A 21,624-nucleotide genomic window follows, 5' to 3' on the forward strand; every position below is an offset into this window, starting at 1 on the left:
GATGACGGGCACGGTGATCAGGACCCGGAGGCACCGCGCGGTGATACCGCGTGATCCAGATTCACGCCTGGGCTACACAACATCCGGCATGGAACCGCCGTCTCGTTGTAGAGGTGCCACAACGAGACGGCGGTTCCGCGGTCGGATCAGGCGGCGGGACTCGTCGCGGCTCGGTACAGGTCGTCCTCGACCTGGGACGCCCGGATCGGGTGCCCCTGGCTCGTCAGGCACTTGCCGCTCGCGAGCTCCCACTTCCAGTCGTGGAGCGAGCACGTGAGCACCCCGTCTTCGATCTTGCCTGTCTTGGTGAGGTCCGCCCGCAGGTGCGGGCACCGGCGCTGCACCAGCCAGTCGCCGAGCTGCGCGTCCTCGGTCTGGTCCGTCTGCTCCGCGTACCAGTTCTCGACGTACTCGATGCGGTCGCGCGACAGGCACTTGAGGAAGGTCGTCAGGAACTCGTTGAACTTGCCGCTGCGGCCGACCTCGAACTGCATCGAGAGGAAGATCGAGTTCGACCAGTCGATCTCATGGTCGGCGATGTTGGCCGAGACGAGGTCCGCGGGGATCGTGTACCAGTAGATGCACTCCTCCCCTGCGTACTCGCGGACCTTCGCCTTCGGGAAGTCCACGACCATGTCGAGGTCGCCGATGCGGAAGCGCACGTTGCCGCCCACGCCGTTGCGGATGGTGCGTCCGCGACGCAGCAGCGGCTCCCACCATTCCTTGATGGCGGCGAGCATCTCATCGGGCGGCAGCACAGGAGGACGAGAGGCCTCCTCTGCGGCGATCTCGTCCTGCCGCGTGTCGCGCTGTTCAGCCAGGTAGGTCCACTTGTCGTCGAAGATGCGGTCGATCTCGGCCTGCGTGTACAGCGTCTGCGTGACCGTGAGCTCGCCGTCGTTCAGCTCGACGACCGTGCCGGGCAGGAACTCGTAGCCCTTCTGCTCCGGCCGGACCGCCTTCATGTGCTGCAGGAACTGCCGCTGGTCGGTGAAGATCGCGTCGTCGTCGAGGCCCCACCCGTTGTACCTGAACAGCTCCTCGCGCAGGAACATCGGCGGGCCCGCCATCGGGAAGACATGCTCGGCGTCGACCTTCTCGATGTAGTACATCGCGCGCTTGTTCTGCGCGTCGCGCTTGAGCCCGGCGAAGTTCTGCTTCGCATCCTGCGGCAGGTCGTAGACCATGGGCCACCAGATGGCGCCCGACACCTGCGTGAAGTACGCCTCGGGCTTCGAGAACGACATGAGCTTCTCGAGGTCGAGCGGGTGCGAGTCGTTCTGGTTCAGGATGCTCGCGGTGCCGTCGTCGACGCTGAGCGACGAGTCGCCGATCGGGCCGTCGCTCGGGGCGCGAAGCGGCGTGATCATGAGCTTGAGCGGGCCGAACTCGAGCGGCACGCCCGCCTCGGTGTAGATGATGTTGTCGTAGCCGAGCTTGCGCAGGTCCTGCTCGAGATCGTCGGTGGGGTACTCGGGCAGCAGGACCTTGATGTCCTTGGGGATGTGACGCTGCATCAGGGCCGGGTCGAAGTGGTCGCGGTGCCGGTGCGAGATGTAGAGGAAGTCGGCGTTGCCGAATCGCGCCCAGTCCAGACCCCGATTGTCGGGGAACGGGAACCAGGACCCGAAGAAGGTCGGGCCGATCACCGGGTCGCAGAGGATGCTTCCGCCTGCCGTCTCGATGAACATTCCGGCGTGGCCGAGGCCCGTGATGCGCATGGGGGTTCCTCCTAGGTCGAACCAGACGATTCTAGGCGAGGCCGTCTGCGGCCCCGATGGGACGAGCCGTCAGCCCTCGAACAGCGCGCGGATGTCGTCGGCGCCGAGGGTCTTGCCGAACAGCGCGTCGTCGTCCATGACGGCGTGGAACAGCCGGGCCTTGCGCTGCTGCAGCGCCATGACCTTCTCCTCGATCGTGCCGTTCGCGATCAGGCGGTACACCATGACGCTGTTGCGCTGGCCGATGCGGTGCGCGCGGTCGATCGCCTGCGCCTCCGCCGCCGGATTCCACCACGGATCGAGGAGGAACACGTAGTCGGCCTCGGTGAGGGTGAGCCCGAACCCGCCGGCCTTGAGGCTGATCAGGAACACCGGTGCCTCTCCGCCGCGGAACGATGCCACCGCGGCCTCGCGGTCGCGCGTCGAGCCGTCGAGGTACGCATACGGGACGCCACGCTCCGCGAGGCGCGCCGAGACCAGCCCTAGGAACGACGTGAACTGGCTGAACACGAGCGCGCGGTGCCCCTCGGCCAGCGCCTCGTCGAGCTGTTCGAACAGTGCCGTCAGCTTGCTCGGCGGGATGTGGGCGTGCGCGGGATCGACGAGCTCGGGAGCGAGGCTGAGCATGCGCAGCAGCGTCAGCGACCGGAACACGATGAAGCGGTTCCGATCCAGATCGTCGAGGAGCCCGAGCACCTTCTGCCGCTCGCGCTGCAGCACCGTGTCGTACAGCGCGCGGTGCGCGGCGCCGAGCTCGACCCGCACCTCCTGCTCCTGCTTCTCGGGAAGGTCTGCCGCGACGAGCTCCTTCGTGCGGCGCAGCACGAGCGGGCGGATCCGTCGTCTCAGCCGCGCCAGCCTCCCCGCACGGTAGGCGCCGCCCTCCTGGTTCTCGGGCACCTTGCCCTTCTCGATGGGGCCGACGTACTCCTCGCGGAAGCGGCGGGCCGACGCGAACAACCCGGGCGCGGTGAGCGAGAGCAGGGCCCACAGCTCGGTGAGGCTGTTCTCCAGCGGCGTTCCGGTGATCGCGAAGACGACGTCGGCGCGGAGCGCCTTCGCCGCCCGGTACACCTTCGTCTGGCTGTTCTTGACGAACTGGGCCTCGTCGAGCACGAGGCCCGACCACTCCACGCGCGCATACTCGGGTTCGTCGAGGCGGAGCAGCGCGTACGACGTCACGACGATGTCTGCCGCGGACGCGGCATCCGTCACGGTCACGTCACGTCGCGCCGAGGTCGCGTCGACGACCTCGACCCGGAGCCCCGGCGTGAACCGTGCCGCCTCCGAGCGCCACGTCGCCAGCACCGACGTGGGGGCGACGACGAGGAACGGGCGCGTCTCGCCCGCGTCCCGGGTGCGGGCGATGAGCGCCAGCATCTGCAGCGTCTTGCCCAGCCCCATGTCGTCGGCCAGGATGCCGCCGAGGCGGTGCGCCCACAGGAAGGCCAGCCAGTCGTAGCCCGCGCGCTGGTACGGGCGCAGCTCCGCGCGCAGACCGGTCGGGACCGGGGCCGCAGGCACGCCCTCGGCATGCTGCAGCGCCGCCACGGTCGCGCGCCACGAGACTGCTGGCTGGGCCTCGTCGGCGACGTCCTCGAAGTCGGCCCACAGCGCGGTCTGGTAACGGCTGAGCCGCGGGCCGGTCTCCCACTCGTCCAGATCGCCGGCCTCGTCGATGAGGTCGCGCAGGCGCTGCAGCGACGGATGAGACAGCGAGAAGTAGGCGCCGTCGCTCAGCAGGAGCTTCTTGCGGCCGCGCGAGAGCGCCTCGAACAGCGACGCGAACGGAATCCTGCGGCCGTCGACGCTCACGACGACCCCCAGGTCGAACCAGTCGGGATCGGTCGACTCCGCCGTGGTGACCTGGATGCGCGGGTCGCCCGAGAGCTCGCGGTAGCGGGGCCGCTCCCCCGAGATCACGACGTCGACGTCGGGCTGCGCCTCCAGGACCGGGAGGAGGCGCGAGGCGAACTCCGCGGCCTCCAGACCCGACAGGCTGCCCGATCCCGCGTAGTCGGTCGCGGACGCGTCGCGCCATGCGGCCCCGACCCGGGCGCGGATCTCGTCCTCGACGCGGACGTCGCGTTCGTCGGACGCGGGCGCATCGATCGGGATGAGGTCGCCGTCGCCGTAGCGCCAGGACAGCGTGAAGTCGAGCCGGTGGGAGGGTGCGAACCGCACGCGCACGTCGAGGGTCGGCCGTGGCAGCGCCGGCACCTCGAACCCGGCCGCCTCGACCGCGACGCGACGAGCGATGCGCGGAAGATGGACGCGCACGAACTCGTCGACCTCGTCCGCCGGGACGTCCACCGGCGCGCGAGCGGCGAGGAGGGCCGCAGCGGGATCGGGCAGCGACAGCTCGGCGAGCACGATGTCGAGGCGCTCCCCCTGCGTCGTGAACCGGTAGACGCCCGAACGGCCCACCGGACGCAGGTCCGCGGCATCCGTCGGCTCGCCGTCGATCGTGACGACCGGTGCGACCTCCAACCCCGCGGTGGTGCGCACGGCTCGCAGTGCGAGCGTCGCGGTCTCGGCGACGGTCACCGTCATCGTGCGCTTGGTCGGGACGAGCGGGATGCCGTGCGCCACCGCCGTGGCCAGGTGCGGCCACAGCAGGCTCGACTCGATGTCGTCGAGCGTGAGCCATTCCGAGACGTCGGAGAACGCGCCGAACGTGCGGACGTCGCGCCCGATGCTGTGCAGCTCGGCGAACCATCGCGCCTGCGCCGGATCGTACGTCGTCGTGGGACGGCGGAGCGCGTCCCACGACACCGCTCCCTTGATCCATGTCCCGGAGCGCGCGCTGCGCTCCAGCGGACGCAGACCCACCAGGACATCGGCGCCGTGCTGGTGCAGTCCGCGCGCCGACGCGCTCTCGACGCGCGCCGGCGACCACGTCGACACGCCGCGCCGGACGCGCTGGCGCAGCTCCACTCCCAGTGCGAGCGCCGTCGTCGGGTGCTGCGGCGCGGCATCCGCCGGCGCCAGCACGCTCCGCCACGACTCCGCGCGCGCCGGCGCGCGCTCGGCCAGGCGATTGCCCGCGAGCAGCGTCGCGACGGCGTGCTTGCAGTCGAACTGCATCGGACACGTGCACGACGTCGCCGCGATGACGCGCTCGGGCCGGTGAGGGTCGAGCCGGATACGGCAGCGGTAGTTGCGGTCGCCGCTGCCTGCGACGACCGACTCGATCACCGATGACGCCGGGTCCCACGTGACCTGCAGGACCGCGCCGTCGGCGAAGTACGCCTCCCCGCGCTGGTAGGCGCCGTCGTCGACGAGCCGGCGGATGTGCGCGGCGTCGACGAACGGAGGGGTCACGGCATCCATCCTCGCAAGGTGCGCCGACAGCCGGCGCCTCGTGTCAGGACGAGCGGGCGATGCGCGCCAGCACGCCGTGCACGAACGACGGCGAGTCGTCGGTCGAGAACTCCTTCGCGAGCTCGACCGCCTCGTCGATGGCCACCGCGGTGGGCACCGCGTCGTTGTAGAGGATCTCCCACGCCGCCAGGCGCAGCACGGCTCGATCGACCGCCGGCATGCGCGCGAGCGACCAGTCCTTCGAGAACGTGGTGATCTGCTCGTCGATGGCCTCGCGGTTGTCGATCACCCCGTCGACGATCTCGCGGGCGTAGAGCCACGACGCCTCGCGGGCCGGCTCGCTCGCGGCGCGCGTCGCTTCGGCGGCGAGGATCGTCGCGACGTCATCGCCGCGGACGTCGGCTTGGAACAGGATGTCGAGGGCGCGCTTGCGCGCCTTGGTGCGAGCACTCATCGGTGTGACGACCCCGCGTCAGCTGACGCGGCCGAGGTAGTCGCCGGTGCGCGTGTCGACCTTGACCTTCGTGCCGGTCTCGAGGAACAGCGGCACCTGGATCTCGTAGCCCGTCTCGACGGTCGCCGGCTTCGTGCCCGCCGACGAGCGGTCGCCCTGCAGGCCCGGCTCGGTGTAGGTGATCTCGAGCACGACGGAGGCGGGCAGGTCGATGTACAGCGGGTTGCCGTTGTTGAGGGCGATCGTGACCTGCTGGTTCTCGAGCAGGAAGTTCTTCGCGTCGCCGACCGTCGCGGCGGGGACGGTGATCTGGTCGTAGTCGCTCGTGTCCATGAACACGAATCCCTCGCCGTCGTTGTAGAGGTACGTGAAGTCGCGACGGTCGACGTTCTCGATGTCGATCTTGGCGCCGGCGTTGTAGGTCTTGTCGACGACCTTGCCCGTCACGACGTTCTTCAGCTTGGTGCGCACGAACGCACCGCCCTTGCCCGGCTTGACGTGCTGGAACTCCACGACGCTCCAGAGCTGGCCGTCGATGCTGAGGACGACGCCGTTCTTGATGTCTGCGGTGGATGCCATGAGGAGTGAAGTCCGTTCTGCCCAGCAGGTCGCTGAGCTCGTCGAGTGCGGTCGTGCGCCGGTGCGACGAAGACGCCCCGGGATGCCGACGTTCGATTCTACGGGATGCCCGGTCCGCGGCCGCGTCGTCAGCCGTCCGTGGTTCCGGTGAGGACGGCGATGAGCCGCTCGACGGCCGTCGCGTAGCCGCGGACGCCCTCTCCCACGACGTGGACCACGGCGACATCGGCGACGTACGAGTGGTGGCGGAACGGCTCCCGTCCGAGGATGTTCGAGATGTGCACCTCGGCCACCGGAAGCCCGACGCCCGACAGCGCGTCCCGTAGCACGATCGAGGTGTGCGTGAGCCCGCCCGGGTTGATGACGATGCCCGCGCAGTCGGCGCGCGCGTCGTGGATCGCGTCGATCAGCACGCCTTCGTGATTGCTCTGCACCGCCCGGAGGTCGAAGCCGCGCGAGGCCGCGGCATCCGTTGCGACGCGCTCGACGTCGGCGAGCGTCTCGGTTCCGTACACCGCCGGCTCGCGCGTGCCCAGCAGGTTGAGGTTCGGACCGTTGACGAGGAGGAGGCGGCGCGGCGTGGTCACGCGCCCACCCTAGCGCTGCGCGTGCACCGGGATGAGCGCCGGCGCATCACGCGGTCGTCTGCGCGCCGGCCTGGGGCTCCCCGGCCTCGTCCTCCGCGGCGTACTCGGCCAGCAGCTCGCGTTCGCGCTTCGCATTCGGGAACTTCCACGCCACGAGCGCCGCGCCCAGCAGCACCGCCACGATCCCCGCCAGGTAGGCCCAGTTCTGGCCCTGCTCGAACGACTCCTTGGCCGCCTGGACGATCGCGTCGGAGTACTGCGGGTACTGTTCGGCGATGTTCGAGGCGCTCGCGAAGGACTTCGTGAGCTGACTCTGCACCGACGACGTGATCTCGTCGGCGTTGGGCGCATCGGCGATCTGGGCGTTGACGGCCGCCGCGTACCCGGCCGTGAGGAGCGCACCGAGGACGGACTGCATGATCGCGCCGCCGAGGTCCCGCTGCAGATCGGCGGTGCCGGAGGCCATGCCGGCGCGGCGCACGGGCACCGCACCCGTGAGCGAGTGCGACGCGGGCGTGCCCGCGAGCCCCACCCCCGCGCCGACGAACGCGTAGCCGAGCCCGACCACCCAGTACGGGGCGTTCTCGCGCCACAGCAGCAGCATCGTGACGAAGCCGAGCAGCACGGCCGCGTATCCGAGCAGCAGGGTGAACCGGGCACCGCGCGTCTCGACGAGCTTGGCCGAGCGAGGGGCGAGCAGGATCATGAAGACCGCCGCGGGCAGGATCGCGAAGCCCGCCTGGATCGTCGAGTATCCGAGCACGTTCTGCAGGTACTGCTGCCCGATGAACATCGCACCCATGAGCGAGCCGAAGACGATGATGCCGGCGCACGCCGCCACCCAGAAGATGGGCCGCGCCGCGATGCCGAGGTCGTACAGCGGGTTGCGGGCGCGCCGCTGGCGGATGACGAACGCGATGAGCGCGGCGACTCCGATCGCCGTGAGGCCCAGCACCAGGGTCCCTGCGTCGGGGACGGCCGCGAAGTTGATCGCGAGGATCAGAGCGGCGACCAGCACGAGCGACAGGATGCCGCCGAGGTTGTCCACGGGGTCGGACGACTCGTTCACGTGGCTCGGCACGAACTTCAGCACCATGAAGAAGGCGACGACGATGAGCGGAACCGTGACGAGGAACACCGAGCCCCACGGGAGCGTGGTCAGCATGAAGCCCGAGATGAGCGGCCCGAGCGCCGAGATCGCCCCGCCGATCGCCGACCACAGCGCGATCGACCGCGTGCGCCGCGGTCCCGACCAGAGCGCGGTGATGAGGGCCAGCGTCGTCGGGTACGCCATGCCTGCGGCGACGCCGCCCAGGATGCGCGCGATGATCAGCACCGTCACCGTCGGGGCGAAGGCCGCGAGCAGGGCGGCGGGCAGCGAGAGCACGACGCCGATGACCAGCATCATCTTGCGTCCATAGCGGTCGCCGACGGCGCCGAGCCACAGCACCGAGGCCGCGAGCCCCAGCGAGTAGCCGACTGCCACCAGGTCGAGCTCGGTCTGAGACGCGTTGAACGCCTTGCCGATATCCGGCAGCGCCACGTTCGCCACGGACATCGGGAGATTCGCCACGGCCGCGACGAGGATGAGCGACGCCAGGATGATGCCGCTGCGGGCGGGGGCGGCGGTGGTGCTGCTGCTCATGGGTTCTCCGTCCGACGGGCGCACGGGCGCGTGCGCGACGTCAGTATCGCAGTGGCGCCCCACCCTCGCCATCATGCGGTCTGCATGGAATGGCGGGCGAGAGAGACGTCAGCCCGCGACCTCCTGATACGCGGCGAAGAGCAGCGACTCGTCGGGCGCCTGGAGCACCGTGGGCTTGGCGATGTCGTCGAGCACGATGAAGCGGAGCATCCCGCCGCGGCTCTTCTTGTCGCGCTGCATCGTCGCCAGCAGCTGCGGCCAGGCTCCCGGACGGTAGCTCGTCGGCAGACCGAGCGACTCGAGGATGTCGCGGTGGCGCTGGGCCGCGGCATCCGGAAGGCGGCCCGCGAGCCGTGAGAGCTCGGCCGCGAACACCATGCCCACCGAGATCGCCGCGCCGTGCCGCCAGCGATAGCGCTCGGCGTGCTCGATCGCGTGCCCGAGGGTGTGCCCGTAGTTGAGGATCTCGCGGAGCCCCGCTTCGCGGAGGTCCTCCCCCACGACGCGCGCCTTCATGCCGATCGCGAGCTCGATGGACCGCCGGAACGCGTCGCTGTGCGGATCGACGGCCGCGTCGGGGTCGGCCTCGACCAGATCGAGGATCTCGGGCGCCCAGATGAACCCCGCCTTGACGACCTCGGCGTAGCCGGCGACGCGCTCGTTGCGCGAGAGCGAGTCGAGCAGGTCGAGGTCGCAGACGACCGCGCGCGGCGCCCAGAACGCGCCGACGAGGTTCTTGCCCTCGGCCGTGTTGAGGCCGGTCTTGCCGCCGACCGCCGCATCGACCATGCCGAGCACGGTCGTGGGCACCTGGACGACCTCGACACCGCGCAGCCACGTGGCCGCCACGAACCCGGCGAGGTCGGTGACGGCCCCGCCGCCGAATCCGACGACGGCGTCGGTGCGCGTGAAATCGGCCTTGCCCATCACCTGCCAGCAGAATGCCGCGACTTCGATGCGCTTCCCCGCCTCGGCATCCGGGATCTCGGCGAGCAGGACCTCGCGATCGCCGACGAGCTGAGCCCGCAGTCGCTCGGCCTGCTCGGCGAGCGTCGGCGGATGGATCACGAGAACCTTGCGCGCCGCGGGCGGCAGGGCGTCGCCCAGCGAGCCCAGGATTCCGCGCCCGACGGTGACGTCGTAACTCGCGTCCCCGCTCACCGTGATGGTCGTGACGTCGGTCATCGTGCCTCCTCCGAGTCGGTACGGCGCGGCCGTTCGTCGCGGATCCACTCCACGATCGCGTCCACGATGTGCTGCAGTGGGCCGCTCGAGGTGTCGAACGTCGCGTCGGCGAGGGACCGGTACACCGGCATCCGCTCCTCGAGGATCGCGCTCCAGCGCGCCATGGCGTCCGAGCCCTGCAGCAAGGGCCGGGCCGAGTCCCGCACGCGGCCAGCGACCACGTTCGGCGCCACGGTGAGCAGGATCACCCGATGTTCGGCCAGGTCTGCGCGCGTGTCGGGGTGCAGCACCGCTCCCCCGCCGAGCGAGACGATGCCGCCGCGCGCGAGCCCCTCCCTCACGGCCTCGCGTTCCAGGGTGCGGAAGCGCGCCTCGCCGTGCTCGACGAACAGCTTCTCGATGGGCCCGTGGGCGCGGACGATCGCGATGTCGGTGTCGAAGAAGGGCACTCCGAGTGCGCGCGCCGCCTTCTTTCCGATGCTCGTCTTGCCGGCCCCCATCGGGCCGATCAGGACGACGGCGTCAGAGGGAGAGGTCATGCTCGGCGAGGTCGGCGTCGCTCTCGGGCGCAGTGCGGAGCGCCTCCGGGATCGCGGCGAGGTAGCCGTCGAGGTTGCGGCGCGTCTCGGCGACACTGTCGCCCCCGAACTTCTCGAGCACGACCTCGGCGAGCACGATCGCGACCATGGCTTCGGCGACGACGCCTGCGGCGGGAACCGCGCAGACATCCGAGCGCTGGTGGTGCGCGGACGCTTCCTCCCCGCTCGCGACGTCGACCGTCCGCAGGGCGCGCGGCACGGTCGCGATCGGCTTCATGCCGGCGCGCACGCGCAGCACGGTGCCCGTGGACATGCCACCCTCGGTCCCGCCCGCCTTGTCACTGGATCGCGTGATGCCGTCGGACGCGGTGAACAGCTCATCGTGGGCCTGCGAGCCGCGGCGGCGGGTCGTCTCGAACCCGTCGCCCACCTCGACGCCCTTGATGGCCTGGATGCTCATGAGCGCCTGCGCGAGCTTGCCGTCCAGACGCCGGTCCCAGTGCACGTGCGAGCCCAGCCCCGGAGGCAGTCCGTACGCCAGTACCTCGACGATTCCGCCCAGAGTGTCGCCGTCCTTGCGCGCCGCGTCGACCTCGGCGACCATCGCCTGGCTCGTGGCGGGGTCGAAGCAGCGCAGCGGGTCGGCGTCGAGCGCGTCGACGTCGTCGGGTGCCGGCAGCGCCGACCCTGGGGGAACGTGAACCGGTCCGATCGACAGCGTGTGGCTCACCAGACGGATGCCGAGCTCGGCCAGGAACGAGCGCGCGAGCGCGCCGAGCGCGACGCGGGCTGCGGTCTCGCGCGCGCTCGCCCGCTCGAGGATCGGCCGCGCCTCGTCGAAGCCGTACTTCTGCATGCCGACCAGGTCGGCGTGACCCGGGCGGGGGCGCGTGAGCGCGGCGCCGCGGCCGCGGGACTTCTCGGTGAGCTCGACCGGCTCGGCGCTCATCACCTCGACCCACTTGGGCCATTCGGTGTTGCCGATGCGCAGCGCGATCGGGCTGCCGAGCGTCAGCCCATGGCGGACGCCTGCCGAGATCGTCAGCTCGTCCTCTTCGAACTTCATGCGCGAGCCGCGCCCGTAGCCGAGCTTGCGGCGTTCCAGATCGACCTGGATCGCGGCGCGGGACACGGGCACGCCCGCAGGCAGGCCCTCCATGACGGCGACGAGTTCGGGGCCGTGCGATTCGCCGGCCGTGAGCACGCGGAGCATTGGTCCAGTCTCCCACGTGCCCGGCGGGGGTTACGCCGCCTCAGCCTCCACGGCGGCCCGCATGGCGGCGATAACGGCTGCCTCGTCCTCGAGCGGCGCGTCGGGATCGCCGTTCACGAAGATGCGGACCTGGAGCACCGCCTGATGCAGCAGCATCCCGAGCCCCGACAGTGCCGGGCCGCCCGCGCGCTCCCACGCCTCCGACAGTCCCGTCGGCCAGTGGCCGTAGACCACATCGAGGAGCAGCCCGCCGGAGTTGGCCAATGCGTCGGCCGCGGCATCCTCGATCCGGGCATCGCCAGGCAGCGTCGCGATCGTGAGCGGGACGCCGGCATGAGCGGATGCCGCGAACGACGCGGCCGCCACGTCGAGACCCAGCCGATCCCCCAGCTCCCGCAGGGGTTCGACGGCCTCAGGCCGGCGTGCGACCACTTCCACGAGGTTGGCGCCGAGCTCCGCCAGGGCGACGAGTGCCGACGTCGCCGTGGCGCCGGCCCCGACGATCCGGGCCGTCGGAACCGTGGTCACGCCCACGTCGGCCAGTGCGCGGACGACACCGCCGACGTCGGTGTTGAAGCCGCGATGTCCGTTCGCATCGAGCAGGAGCGTGTTCGCGGCGCCGGTCAGCTCGGCGCGACGATCGAGCACGGTGGCTGCCGCGAAGGCGGCGCCCTTCAGCGGCATCGTGAGCGACAGTCCGCGCCACGCGCCGTTCAGACCCGCCAGCTCGACGTCGAACGACGCCTCGGGCACCTGACGGCGCCCGTACTCCCACGGAAGGCCCAGCGCCACGTACGCCGCCGCGTGCAGCTGCGGAGAGCGGCTGTGGGCGATGGGGTCGCCCCACACCTCGAGCCGCGTGGCGCCCGCGTTCAGCACCCCGAGCCCGGGTTGTCGGAGCACCACTGCTGCATCTGCTCGACGTACCGCAGGTGGTCCGAGTACGTCTCGGTGAAGATCGTCTCGCCGGTCTGCATGTTCACGGTGACGAAGTACAGCCACGGGCCGTCGGCGGGGTTCATCGCGGCGTCGATCGCTGCGAACCCGGGGTTGGAGATCGGCCCGATCGGCAGGCCGGGGTGCACGTACGTGTTCCATGGGTTCGGATCGTGCTGCGCGTCCTCGGACGTGCTCGCCGAGAGCCCGACCTCCCCCGCTCCGTACTGCGCGGTGGAGTCCATCTGCAGGAGTCCGAATGTCTCCTGGTTGTTCGGGTCGAGGCGATTCTGGATGACGCGCGCGACCTTCCTCATCTCGTCCTCGACGCGCACCTCGCGCTGGATGATCGAGGCGATCGTCAGCACGCGGTGCTCTTCGCCAGCCGGCACGCCTGCTCGCGCGAGCTGGGAGCGCGTCTGCTCGACGAGGGCCGCGATCACATCCTGCGCGGTGACACCGGGTTCGAACGGGTAGGTGGCGGGGAAGAGCCAGCCCTCCAGGCTGTCGGCCTGGACGCCGTAGACCGACGGGTCGGCGACAGCGGCTTCGAAGTCGGCGAGCGGAATCCCGAGCCCGTCGGCGAGGATCGGCAGGGACTGCTCGACCGTGAGGCCTTCTCGTAGGAGGACGGTGTTCTCCATCCTGTTGGCCGGGTCCAGAAGTGCTGCCAATGCCGCCTCGGAGGTCATGTGCTTCTGGAGTTTGAAGACTCCCGGGACGAAGGGCGGGTTCTGGCCGGTCTCGATGAGGTAGTCGTAGAACGCCTCGGGCGTCTTCGTGACCTCCGCGTCGAACAGCGACTGCGAGATCGGCAGCCCGGTGTCGCCCGAGGCGATCGTGACGAGCGCCTCGCCGTTCGCCATGCCCTCCTCGTAGTCCTTGGGCTCCTCCCACCCCATGACCTCGCGGATGTTGTCCTCGTAGTTCGCCCACACGTACCAGGCGCCACCCGCGATGCCGCCGAGGATGACAAGGATCACGCCGAGCGCGATCCACCCGCCGATCCGACGTCGGCGCTTGTTGCGCGCGGGCGGAACGTCGCCGAGATCATCCGTCGAGGAAGCCCCGGTGAACAGATCGTCGAGGGTGGCGGGCGCCGGCCTCGGCGACTCCGATTCGGCCCGGCGGGCACCGGCGTCCGCCGCCATGCCGGCTGGCGCCTGCGACGCCGTGCCGGGGGCGACCGTGGCGGTCGCCCCGGTCCGGCTGTACGGCATCGCGGGCGTCACGCCGGTGAAGATCCACGGCTCCTTCTCCGAGCTGTCGGTTTCGACGATGTCGACAGGCTGCGTGGGCCGCGGGGTGCGCAGCGGCACGGGCTGGAATCCGTTGCCGGGCTCGCCCTCGTGCGATACGACGGGGTCCGCTGACGACGGCGCCGCCGCGGGCGTGCCGCCCGACGGGGTCGCAGGTGCCGTCGGGGTCTCGCCCGTCGAGGCCTGCCGTGCGGCCTCGCGCGCCGCGCGGCGCGACACGGGCGCGCCCTCCGGGCTCATCGGTGGCTGCTGACCCGGGGGCGGCGGAGTCGTGCCCGACGAGCCCGCCGCGTCCGCCCCGGTGCGTGCGCGTGAGTCGGCGAGCTTGCCGAACAGGTCCGCGAAGGGATCGTCGGGCGTTGAATCGGGCATGTCAGGCGGGCTCCTGGGGGACGGGGATTCCGGGCGGCCGTCCGGTGCTCTTCTCGACGTCGAGTGCTTGCTGCAGCAGGACGACAGCGGCGACCTGGTCAATGATGCTACGCGAGGATCGCTGGGTTCTGCCCGAACCGCGCAGCGCCGCGTGTGCCGACACCGTCGACAGCCGTTCGTCCACGAGTCGGACGGGCATCCCCGATGCCCCCGCAACCGCCGCGGCGAAGTCCCGGGCGTCCTGCGTCGAGCGGGTGTCCTCGCCGCGCAGGTTCAGTGGGAGGCCGACCAGGATCTCGACGGCGGACACCTCGTCCGCCAGCGCGACGATGCGCGCCACGGCCGCGTCGTCCCGCGGCACCGTCTCGACCGGGGTCGCGAGCAGCCCGTCCGGGTCGCAGCGCGCCACACCGACGCGCGCGGCGCCCACATCGACGCCGAGTCGCACGCCTCGCCGGAATCCGCTCATGGGATCAGCCTGATCACGCGCCGAGTGCGTCCTTCACCGAGGTGAGCGCGGCGGGCAGGGCCGTGGCATCCGTCCCGCCACCCTGCGCGACATCGTCGCGACCGCCGCCACCGCCGCCGAGCACCGACGCTGCACCCTTCGCGAGGACGCCGGCCTTCACGCCGGCCGCACGCGCGGCCTCGTTCGTCGCGACGACCACCACAGGTCGCCCGTTCACCGCGGCGCCGAGCGCGACGACCGCCGCATCGGAGCCCAGGCGTTCGCGGACCTGGAGAGCGAGCGAGCGGACGTCGTCGGCCGACGATGCGGTGCCGAGCGACTCCGCCACGACCCGCGTGTCGCCCACGCGCCCGGCAGCCGCCACGAGCGTCGGCAGACGGTCGCCGAGGGCCTTCGCCTCGAGAGCGGCGATCTTCTTCTCGGCGGCCTTGAGACTCGCCTGCAGCTCGGCGATTCGCGCCGGGAGCTGATCGCGGGGTGCCTTCAGCGTGGACGTGAGCTGCGAGACCAGTGCGCGCTCGGCCGCGAGCGACCGGAACGCATCGAGCCCGACCAGGGCCTCGACACGGCGGTTCGACGCACCGACCGAGGACTCGCCCACGAGGCTGATGACGCCGATCTCGGCGCTCGTCGACACGTGCGTGCCCGCGCACAGCTCGCGCGACCACGGCCCTCCGATGTCCACCATGCGCACCGTGTCGCCGTACTTCTCGCCGAACAGGGCCATCGCGCCGAGGGACTTCGCCTCGTCGAGCGCGAGAACGCGGGTCGTCACCTCGAGGTTGTCACGCACCGCGTTGTTGGCGATCTCCTCGATCTCGGTCTTCGTCGCGTCGGAGAGCGCCTGACCCCACGTGAAGTCGAACCGCATGTAGCCGGCGCGGTTGAGCGACCCCGCCTGGGTCGCGGTCTTGCCGAGCGTGTCGCGCAGCGCCGCGTGCACGAGGTGGGTCGCGGAGTGAGCCTGCCGCGCGGCGCGGCGGTTCGCGGCATCCACGATCGACGTCGCCGGCTGATCGACGCCCACCTCACCGGTCGTCACCTCGACCGTGTGGCTGACGAGCCCTGCCACCGGCTTCTGTACGTCGAGCACTTCGAGCTCGTAGCCGGGACCCACGATCACGCCCTTGTCGGCGACCTGGCCGCCGGACTCCGCGTACAGGGCGGTCTCTGCGAGGATCACCTCCGCGATCTGGCCAGAGCTCGCGCGGTCGACGGGAGCGCCGTCGACCAGGATGCCCAGCACCCGCGACTCGGTCTCGAGATCGGTGTAGCCGGTGAAGACCGTCTCGCCCTTGGCCCGCAGGTCACGGTAGACGCTCGTGTCGGCGAGCTGGCGCTTGCGCGCGCGGGCGTCGGCCTTGGCACGCGCGCGCTGCTCCTGCATGAGCGTGTCGAACGCGGCGCGGTCGACGGTGAGCCCCGCCTCCTCGGCGACCTCGAGCGTGAGATCGATCGGGAACCCGTACGTGTCGTGCAGAAGGAACGCCTCGGCACCGGCGATCGTCGTCCCGCCGGCCTTCTTCGTCGCGGCCAGCGAGTCGTCGAGGATCGTCTCGCCCGCGGCGAGGGTCCGCAGGAAGGTCGCCTCCTCGGCGAGGGCGTACTGCGAGATGCGCGGCCAATCGGCTTCCACGACCGGGTACGCGTCCTTCATGGCGTCGCGGGATGCCGCGAACAGCTCGCCGAACGTCGGCCCGTCGACGCCGAGCAGCCGCATCGAGCGGATCGCGCGGCGCATGAGACGCCGCAGGATGTAGCCGCGGCCGTCGTTGGACGGCGTGACGCCGTCCGCCATGAGCATGAGTGAGGACCGCACGTGGTCGGCCACGACACGGAAGCGCACGTCGTCGTCGTGGTTCGCACCGTAGGTGCGCTCCGACAGCGCCACCGCCCTGTCGAGCACCGGCCGCACCTGGTCGGTCTCGTACATGTTGTCGACGCCCTGCTTGATGAACGCGATGCGCTCCAGACCCATGCCGGTGTCGATGTTCTTCGCGGGCAGCTCCCCCACGATGTCGAAGTCGTACTTCGAGCGCACGTTCGTGATCTCGTACTGCATGAACACGAGGTTCCAGATCTCGACGTACCGGTCGTCGTCGGTCGCGGGCCCCCCGTCGATGCCGTACGCGGGACCGCGGTCGAAGAAGATCTCCGAGCACGGTCCGGCCGGGCCGGGAAGACCGGTGCTCCAGTAGTTCGTGTCCTTGCCGAGGCGCTGGATGCGCTCCGCGGGAAGGTCGGTGAGGCGCAGCCACAGGTCGTGCGCCTCGTCGTCCTCCTCGTACACCGTGACCCACAGGTCCTTCGAGTCGAAGCCGAGACCACCGTTCGCCTCGGGCGTGGTGAGGAGGTCCCACGCGTAGCGGATCGCGCCTTCCTTGAAGTAGTCGCCGAACGACCAGTTGCCGAGCATCTGGAAGAACGTGCCATGGCGCGGCGTCTTGCCGACCTCTTCGATGTCGTTCGTGCGGATGCACTTCTGGTTGTCGGCCGCGCGGGGGTACGGCGCGGGCACGTCGCCGGAGAGATACGGGATGAACGGCACCATGCCGGCCACCGTGAACAGCAGCGCGGGGTCGTCGGTCACCAGGGAGGCCGACGGCACGATGGTGTGGCCGTTCTTCTCGAAATAGTCGAGGAAGCGCTGGGCGATCTCGGCGGTCTTCATTCGGGTCCTTGCCATGGCGCGGTCATCCGCCCCGGGCGGTCCGGGGTCGGCGTGATCGCTGGATCAGTCGGTGGGCTTGCGTGCGGTGTCGGACGCCGAATCGGCGGCGTCGGATGCCGCGGCCTTCACGTTCTCGACCGTATCGGCCGCGGCGCCCCGCGCATCCTCGACCAGTCCCGCGAACCGGGCCTCCTGCTCGCGGTACGCGTCCGCGATGCGGTCGGTGAACTCGGTGATGCGGGCGTCGACGTCGGCGAGGAGCTCGTGCCCCCGCGGATCCTTGTTCATGAAGTGGGCCACGACGAATCCGCCGGCAACTCCGAACAGGAACCACACCAGGGTCTTCATGTCAGCACTCCTCGCGGCCGCCGGGCGCGGCATCCCTCCATCGTAGAGCGAAACGACGAAGGGCGCCGGGTTTCCCCGACGCCCTTCGTGCGAACGCACCTATCGAGCTGTGCCCGATACGGACGCGATGCTTTGCACCGCGTCCGCCCGCGGCGCTAGCGCGCTGTGCCTATACGGACGCGATGCTTCGCACCGCGTCCGCCCGCGGCGCTAGCGCGCCGCGTAGTACTCGACGACGAGCTGGACGTCGCAGACCACGGGGACCTCGGCGCGCTTGGGGCGACGCACGAGACGGGCCTGGAGCTTGTCGAGCTCGACCTCGAGGTAGCCCGGAACCGGGGGCAGGACGTCGGCGTGACCGCCGGCAGCCGCCACCTGGAAGGGCTCGAGGCCCTCGCTCTTGGGCTTGACGTGGATGAGCTGACCCGGCTTCACGCGGAACGACGGGCGGTCGACGAGCTGACCGTCGACGAGGATGTGACGGTGCACGACGAGCTGGCGCGCCTGTGCGGTGGTGCGGGCGAAGCCGGCACGGACGACGAGGGCGTCCAGACGCATCTCGAGCTGCTCGACCAGGTTCTCACCGGTCAGGCCCTGGGTGCGGCGGGCTTCCTCGAACTGGATGCGCAGCTGCTTCTCGCGGATGCCGTACTGCTCGCGCAGACGCTGCTTCTCGCGGAGGCGGACGGCGTAGTCGCTGTCGGCCTTGCGCTTGGTGCGGCCGTGCTCGCCCGGAGCGTAAGGACGCTTCTCGAGGTAGCGGGCGGCCTTGGGGGTGAGTGCGACGCCGAGGGCGCGCGACAGACGCACCTTGCGGCGGTCCTGGGACTTCGTAGCCACGAAGTGTTCCTTTCTTGACGCTGCCGTGTCTTTCACGGCTCGCGGGCGTATCGCCTGTCTTCGCCCTTCCGGACTGCACGCCGGGGCATGCCGGAAGGTGGTGGAGAAGAGAGGGGATGCCCGAAAACTCGGTTTCGAGCCGCTCTAGCTTACCAGACCCGCCGCCGGCGCTCGTCGGCTCAGCCGAGCGCGACGATGAGCGTGGCAGCGGCGAGCACCACGCACACCGGCGTCATCGTGAGGCGTTCTGCGCGACTGCGTGAGATCGCGTTCATCCCGATCCCGACGACGAAGTACGCGAACGCCACCCACGTCAGGATCCGGACGGCGACGGTGTCGCCGCCGGGCAGGACTCCGGCGCGGCTGAGGAGCACCCACGCGAGTCCCCCGTAGACGACCACCGACAGTGCGCTGCCGATCCGCAGGCGCCGCGGCAGCACACGGTGCATGCCACCCCACACCAGACGGCCCCACGGTGCACCGGCGGCGACGCAGATCTGCAGCACGGCGAGCCCGCCGAGCACGGCGCACGCCACGAGGCTTGCGACGACGGCTGTCGTGCTCATGCGTGCAGCTCCCCCACCTCGTCGATCCACTCCGCGAGCAGCGCGTGCACGCGGAGTCCGTAGTCCAGGGTGGCTCGCTGGTAGGCGAACAGCGCGCGCTCGTCCGTGCTCAGGCCCGTCGCACGCGCATCGACATCGGTCGCGAGTGACACGAGGGTCTCTCGCGCGCCTTCGACGTGGCGACGGATGCCGTCCACCACGGCGGCGCGGTCGGCCGCCGCCTCGAGCCGCCCGAGCAGGAACACCTTCGCGAGGACGGTGGTCTCGGCATCCGTCCCGGCGGGGATGGCGGCGAGCATCCACTCGCGCCACCGCGCGCGGCCGGAGTCCGCGATGCGATAGACCTTGCGGCCACGGCGGCCGCTGTCGGCGTCATCGACGGTCACGGCGCCGTCCGCCACCAGCTGCCGGAGCGCCCGCTGGATGCTGCCCGAGCTCGCGCTGTAGAACAGCGAGATGGTCGTGGTGAACCGCTTCTGGAGGTCGTAGAGCGACAGCGGCCCGCCGAGGAGCAGCCCGAGGATCACATGTTGCACGACTCGACTATATCCCTATGAGGGATATAGTCGGTAACAGGATCTGCCGTCACTCCTGACCGACGCTCCGGAGAAGGTCGACGATGACGCGGTTGACGGGCGTCGGAACGCCGTGTCGCTCGCCGATGCGCACCACCGCGCCGTTTCGTGCATCGATCTCCATCCGCCCGCCGATCCTCCTGTCTTCAGTCAGCGAGTTGGTGCCGAGCGGGGCACTCAGGATGCTGCTGATGATCCGTTCCTCTGCGGACGCGTCGATGCTCGCGCCGTCGGCCCGTGCGACCGCGGCCGTCTCGCCGACCAGAGCGCGGACCAGTCGCTCGGTCGCAGGGTTCTCAGGATGCAGCGAAGGTGCGAGCGTCGTGGCGGTGAGCGCGCCGACGGAATTGACGCACAGCTTCTCCCACACGGCCGTGAGGAAGTCGCCGGTTGCGACGACGTCTAGACCGGACCGCGCGAACAGCTCGGCGAACGCCGTTCCGCTCGCCGAACGCGGCACTGTAAGGCGCCCTCGACGGCGCTGGACCACCCGCCCCGGGGCTTCGCGTGTCGCAGGCAGGTCGACGACCACGGGTACCAGACGTGCCGCATCGACGAACGCCTCGAACCGCGCCACGTGCTCGACGCCGTTCTGGAGCACGGCGACTTTCGTCTGGTCGCCGACGATCGCCGGGAACCAGGCCGCCGCGGATGCGGCGTCGTAGGCCTTCGTGGCCACGAGCACCCAGTCCGACGGCCGCGCTTCGGCGGGGTCGAGAATGATCGTCGGGACCGCCTCGAAGCGTCTGTCGTCGGAGCGGACGTCCACGCCCGCGATGGGCGTGCGCACCGCCAGCGCGACGTCGTTGCGAGGATCGAGGCAGAGCCGCGCCGCGACCACCGTTCCCACGGCGCCGGCGCCGATCACTGTGATCCTCGTCATGGCCGCACGTCGTCAGTCGCCATCGAGGATCCGGCGGATCTTCTCGAGCCTCGCCTGCATGTCGCGCTCGGCGCCGAGCGGCTTGGGCTCGTAGTACCGGCGGCCGCGCAGCTCGTCGGGAAGGTACTGCTGCGGCGCGATCCCGATCTCGGAATCGTGCGGGTAGACGTACCCCTTGCCGTGGCCCAGTCGCTTCGCGCCGGGATAGTGGGCGTCGCGAAGGTGCACCGGAACGCGGCCGAATCCGCCGGCCCGCACGTCGGCGATGGCGGCGTCGATCGCGAGGTAGGCGGCGTTCGACTTGGCGGTCGTCGCGAGATACGCCGTCGCCTCGGCGAGCGGGATGCGCCCCTCGGGCATGCCGATGAACTGCACGGCATCGGCCGCCGCGACGGCGATCGGGAGCGCGTGCGGGTCGGCGAGGCCGATGTCTTCCGCGGCCGAGATGATGAGGCGGCGCGCGATGAACCGCGGGTCCTCCCCCGCCTCCACCATGCGCGCCAGGTAGTGCATCGCGGCATCCACGTCGGATCCCCTGATCGACTTGATGAACGCGCTGATGACGTCGTAGTGCTCATCGCCCTGCCGGTCGTAGCGGAGAAGGGCGCGGTCCACCGCCTGCGCGACGTGCTCGGCAGTGATCGCGGGCGGAGGTTCGGCATCCGTCCCCTCCTCGCCGTCATCGTGCGGGACGGCGAGGGATGCCGCGGCCTCGAGTGCCGTCAGCGCCCGGCGTGCGTCGCCCGAAGCCAGTCGGACGAGCGCGTCCTTGGCGTCGTCACCGAGCGACACCGCTCCGGCGAGACCGCGGGGGTCCGACACCGCGCGGTCTACGAGCATGCGCAGGTCGTCGTCGGTGAGCGGCTTGAGGGTCAGCAGGAGCGATCGCGACAGCAGCGGCGAGATCACCGAGAACGACGGGTTCTCGGTCGTCGCGGCGATGAGCACGACCCAGCCGTTCTCGACTCCCGGCAGCAGGGCGTCCTGCTGCGCCTTGGTGAAGCGGTGGATCTCGTCGAGGAACAGGATCGTGGACTGCCCGTACAGATCGCGCTGGGTCAGTGCCTCCTGCATCACCTCGCGGACGTCGCGAACGCCCGCCGTGACCGCCGAGAGCTCGACGAACCTCCGCCCGGAGGAGCGGGCGATCGCCTGCGCGAGGGTCGTCTTGCCGGTTCCCGGAGGGCCCCACAGGATCACGGAGGTCGCGGCGCGGGTCGGCGCATCGGGGTTGGCGAGCGCCACCAGCGGGGAGCCCGGGCGCAGCAGATGGGACTGCCCCGCCACCTCGTCGAGGGAGGTGGGTCGCATGCGGACCGCGAGCGGGGTCTGCCCCTGGAACAGCGCGGCACTCGTCACCGTTCCAGGCTATCCCGCACGTGCGACGCCGGACCGGCGCAGGTTTGGCCGGTGCGCCGGCCGCGCCGTAGGATCGACCCGGCCCGGGCGAGGGTCCGG

General features: G+C 70.6%; 19 protein-coding genes. All 19 read right to left on the reverse strand.

Translation table 11 applies throughout. The annotated features are described in order from the left end of the window. Positions 1-146: 146 nt before the first annotated feature. On the reverse strand, positions 147-1,721 hold the full coding sequence (locus tag AC3ANN_RS08270; RefSeq protein ID WP_488340500.1) for a Rieske 2Fe-2S domain-containing protein: 1,575 nt from the start codon (positions 1,719-1,721) through the stop codon (positions 147-149). Positions 1,722-1,790: 69 nt separating this feature from the next. Beyond that, entirely contained in the window at positions 1,791-5,045 is a 3,255-nt protein-coding gene (locus AC3ANN_RS08275) for a DEAD/DEAH box helicase (protein ID WP_488340501.1), read from the reverse strand. Positions 5,046-5,088: 43 nt separating this feature from the next. Further along, complete coding sequence (gene nusB / locus AC3ANN_RS08280; protein ID WP_488340502.1) at positions 5,089-5,499, reverse strand: transcription antitermination factor NusB; 411 nt, start codon at positions 5,497-5,499, stop codon at positions 5,089-5,091. A gap of 18 nt (positions 5,500-5,517) precedes the next feature. Continuing rightward, complete coding sequence (efp, locus tag AC3ANN_RS08285) at positions 5,518-6,078, reverse strand: elongation factor P (protein ID WP_488340503.1); 561 nt, start codon at positions 6,076-6,078, stop codon at positions 5,518-5,520. 128 nt (positions 6,079-6,206) lie between these two features. Continuing rightward, positions 6,207-6,665, reverse strand: coding sequence for a type II 3-dehydroquinate dehydratase (locus AC3ANN_RS08290; RefSeq protein ID WP_488340504.1), 459 nt, complete (start codon positions 6,663-6,665; stop codon positions 6,207-6,209). 46 nt (positions 6,666-6,711) lie between these two features. Next, a complete protein-coding gene (locus tag AC3ANN_RS08295) occupies positions 6,712-8,310 on the reverse strand; it encodes an MFS transporter (protein ID WP_488340505.1) in 1,599 nt (532 codons plus the stop codon). 108 nt (positions 8,311-8,418) lie between these two features. Next, positions 8,419-9,495 (reverse strand): 3-dehydroquinate synthase, encoded by a 1,077-nt coding sequence (aroB, locus tag AC3ANN_RS08300; RefSeq protein ID WP_488340506.1) that lies wholly within the window; start codon positions 9,493-9,495, stop codon positions 8,419-8,421. Beyond that, positions 9,492-10,034, reverse strand: coding sequence for a shikimate kinase (locus tag AC3ANN_RS08305; protein WP_488340507.1), 543 nt, complete (start codon positions 10,032-10,034; stop codon positions 9,492-9,494). The genes aroB and AC3ANN_RS08305 overlap by 4 nt, the downstream gene beginning before the upstream one ends. Beyond that, positions 10,018-11,247, reverse strand: a complete 1,230-nt coding sequence (gene aroC / locus AC3ANN_RS08310) for a chorismate synthase (RefSeq protein WP_488340508.1) — start codon at positions 11,245-11,247, stop codon at positions 10,018-10,020. Before aroC ends, AC3ANN_RS08305 begins: the two co-directional genes overlap by 17 nt. Positions 11,248-11,277: 30 nt before the next feature. Beyond that, complete coding sequence (locus AC3ANN_RS08315) at positions 11,278-12,153, reverse strand: shikimate dehydrogenase (RefSeq protein ID WP_488340509.1); 876 nt, start codon at positions 12,151-12,153, stop codon at positions 11,278-11,280. Next, entirely contained in the window at positions 12,120-13,814 is a 1,695-nt protein-coding gene (mltG, locus tag AC3ANN_RS08320; protein WP_488340510.1) for an endolytic transglycosylase MltG, read from the reverse strand. The genes AC3ANN_RS08315 and mltG overlap by 34 nt, the downstream gene beginning before the upstream one ends. A 1-nt stretch (position 13,815) precedes the next feature. Continuing rightward, positions 13,816-14,283 carry a Holliday junction resolvase RuvX gene (gene ruvX / locus AC3ANN_RS08325; RefSeq protein ID WP_488340511.1) on the reverse strand — a complete coding sequence of 156 codons (468 nt, stop codon included), beginning with the start codon at positions 14,281-14,283 and terminating at the stop codon, positions 13,816-13,818. A gap of 13 nt (positions 14,284-14,296) precedes the next feature. Then, positions 14,297-16,954 carry an alanine--tRNA ligase gene (gene alaS / locus AC3ANN_RS08330; RefSeq protein WP_488340512.1) on the reverse strand — a complete coding sequence of 886 codons (2,658 nt, stop codon included), beginning with the start codon at positions 16,952-16,954 and terminating at the stop codon, positions 14,297-14,299. 63 nt (positions 16,955-17,017) lie between these two features. Beyond that, entirely contained in the window at positions 17,018-17,302 is a 285-nt protein-coding gene (locus AC3ANN_RS08335; RefSeq protein WP_488340513.1) for an ATPase, read from the reverse strand. Positions 17,303-17,512: 210 nt separating this feature from the next. Further along, positions 17,513-18,142, reverse strand: a complete 630-nt coding sequence (gene rpsD / locus AC3ANN_RS08340; RefSeq protein WP_488340514.1) for a 30S ribosomal protein S4 — start codon at positions 18,140-18,142, stop codon at positions 17,513-17,515. Between the two features lie 179 nt (positions 18,143-18,321). Then, positions 18,322-18,708: a hypothetical protein gene (locus AC3ANN_RS08345; protein ID WP_488340515.1), complete on the reverse strand. Its 387-nt coding sequence runs from the start codon at positions 18,706-18,708 to the stop codon at positions 18,322-18,324. Next, positions 18,705-19,244, reverse strand: coding sequence for a PadR family transcriptional regulator (locus AC3ANN_RS08350; protein ID WP_488340516.1), 540 nt, complete (start codon positions 19,242-19,244; stop codon positions 18,705-18,707). Before AC3ANN_RS08350 ends, AC3ANN_RS08345 begins: the two co-directional genes overlap by 4 nt. Positions 19,245-19,293: 49 nt before the next feature. Further along, a complete protein-coding gene (locus AC3ANN_RS08355) occupies positions 19,294-20,166 on the reverse strand; it encodes a 2-dehydropantoate 2-reductase (protein ID WP_488340517.1) in 873 nt (290 codons plus the stop codon). A 12-nt stretch (positions 20,167-20,178) separates the two neighbouring features. Next, positions 20,179-21,477 (reverse strand): replication-associated recombination protein A, encoded by a 1,299-nt coding sequence (locus AC3ANN_RS08360; protein WP_488340804.1) that lies wholly within the window; start codon positions 21,475-21,477, stop codon positions 20,179-20,181. Positions 21,478-21,624 lie beyond the last annotated feature (147 nt).

It is taken from the genome of Microbacterium sp. STRO-2N, assembly GCF_057747775.1.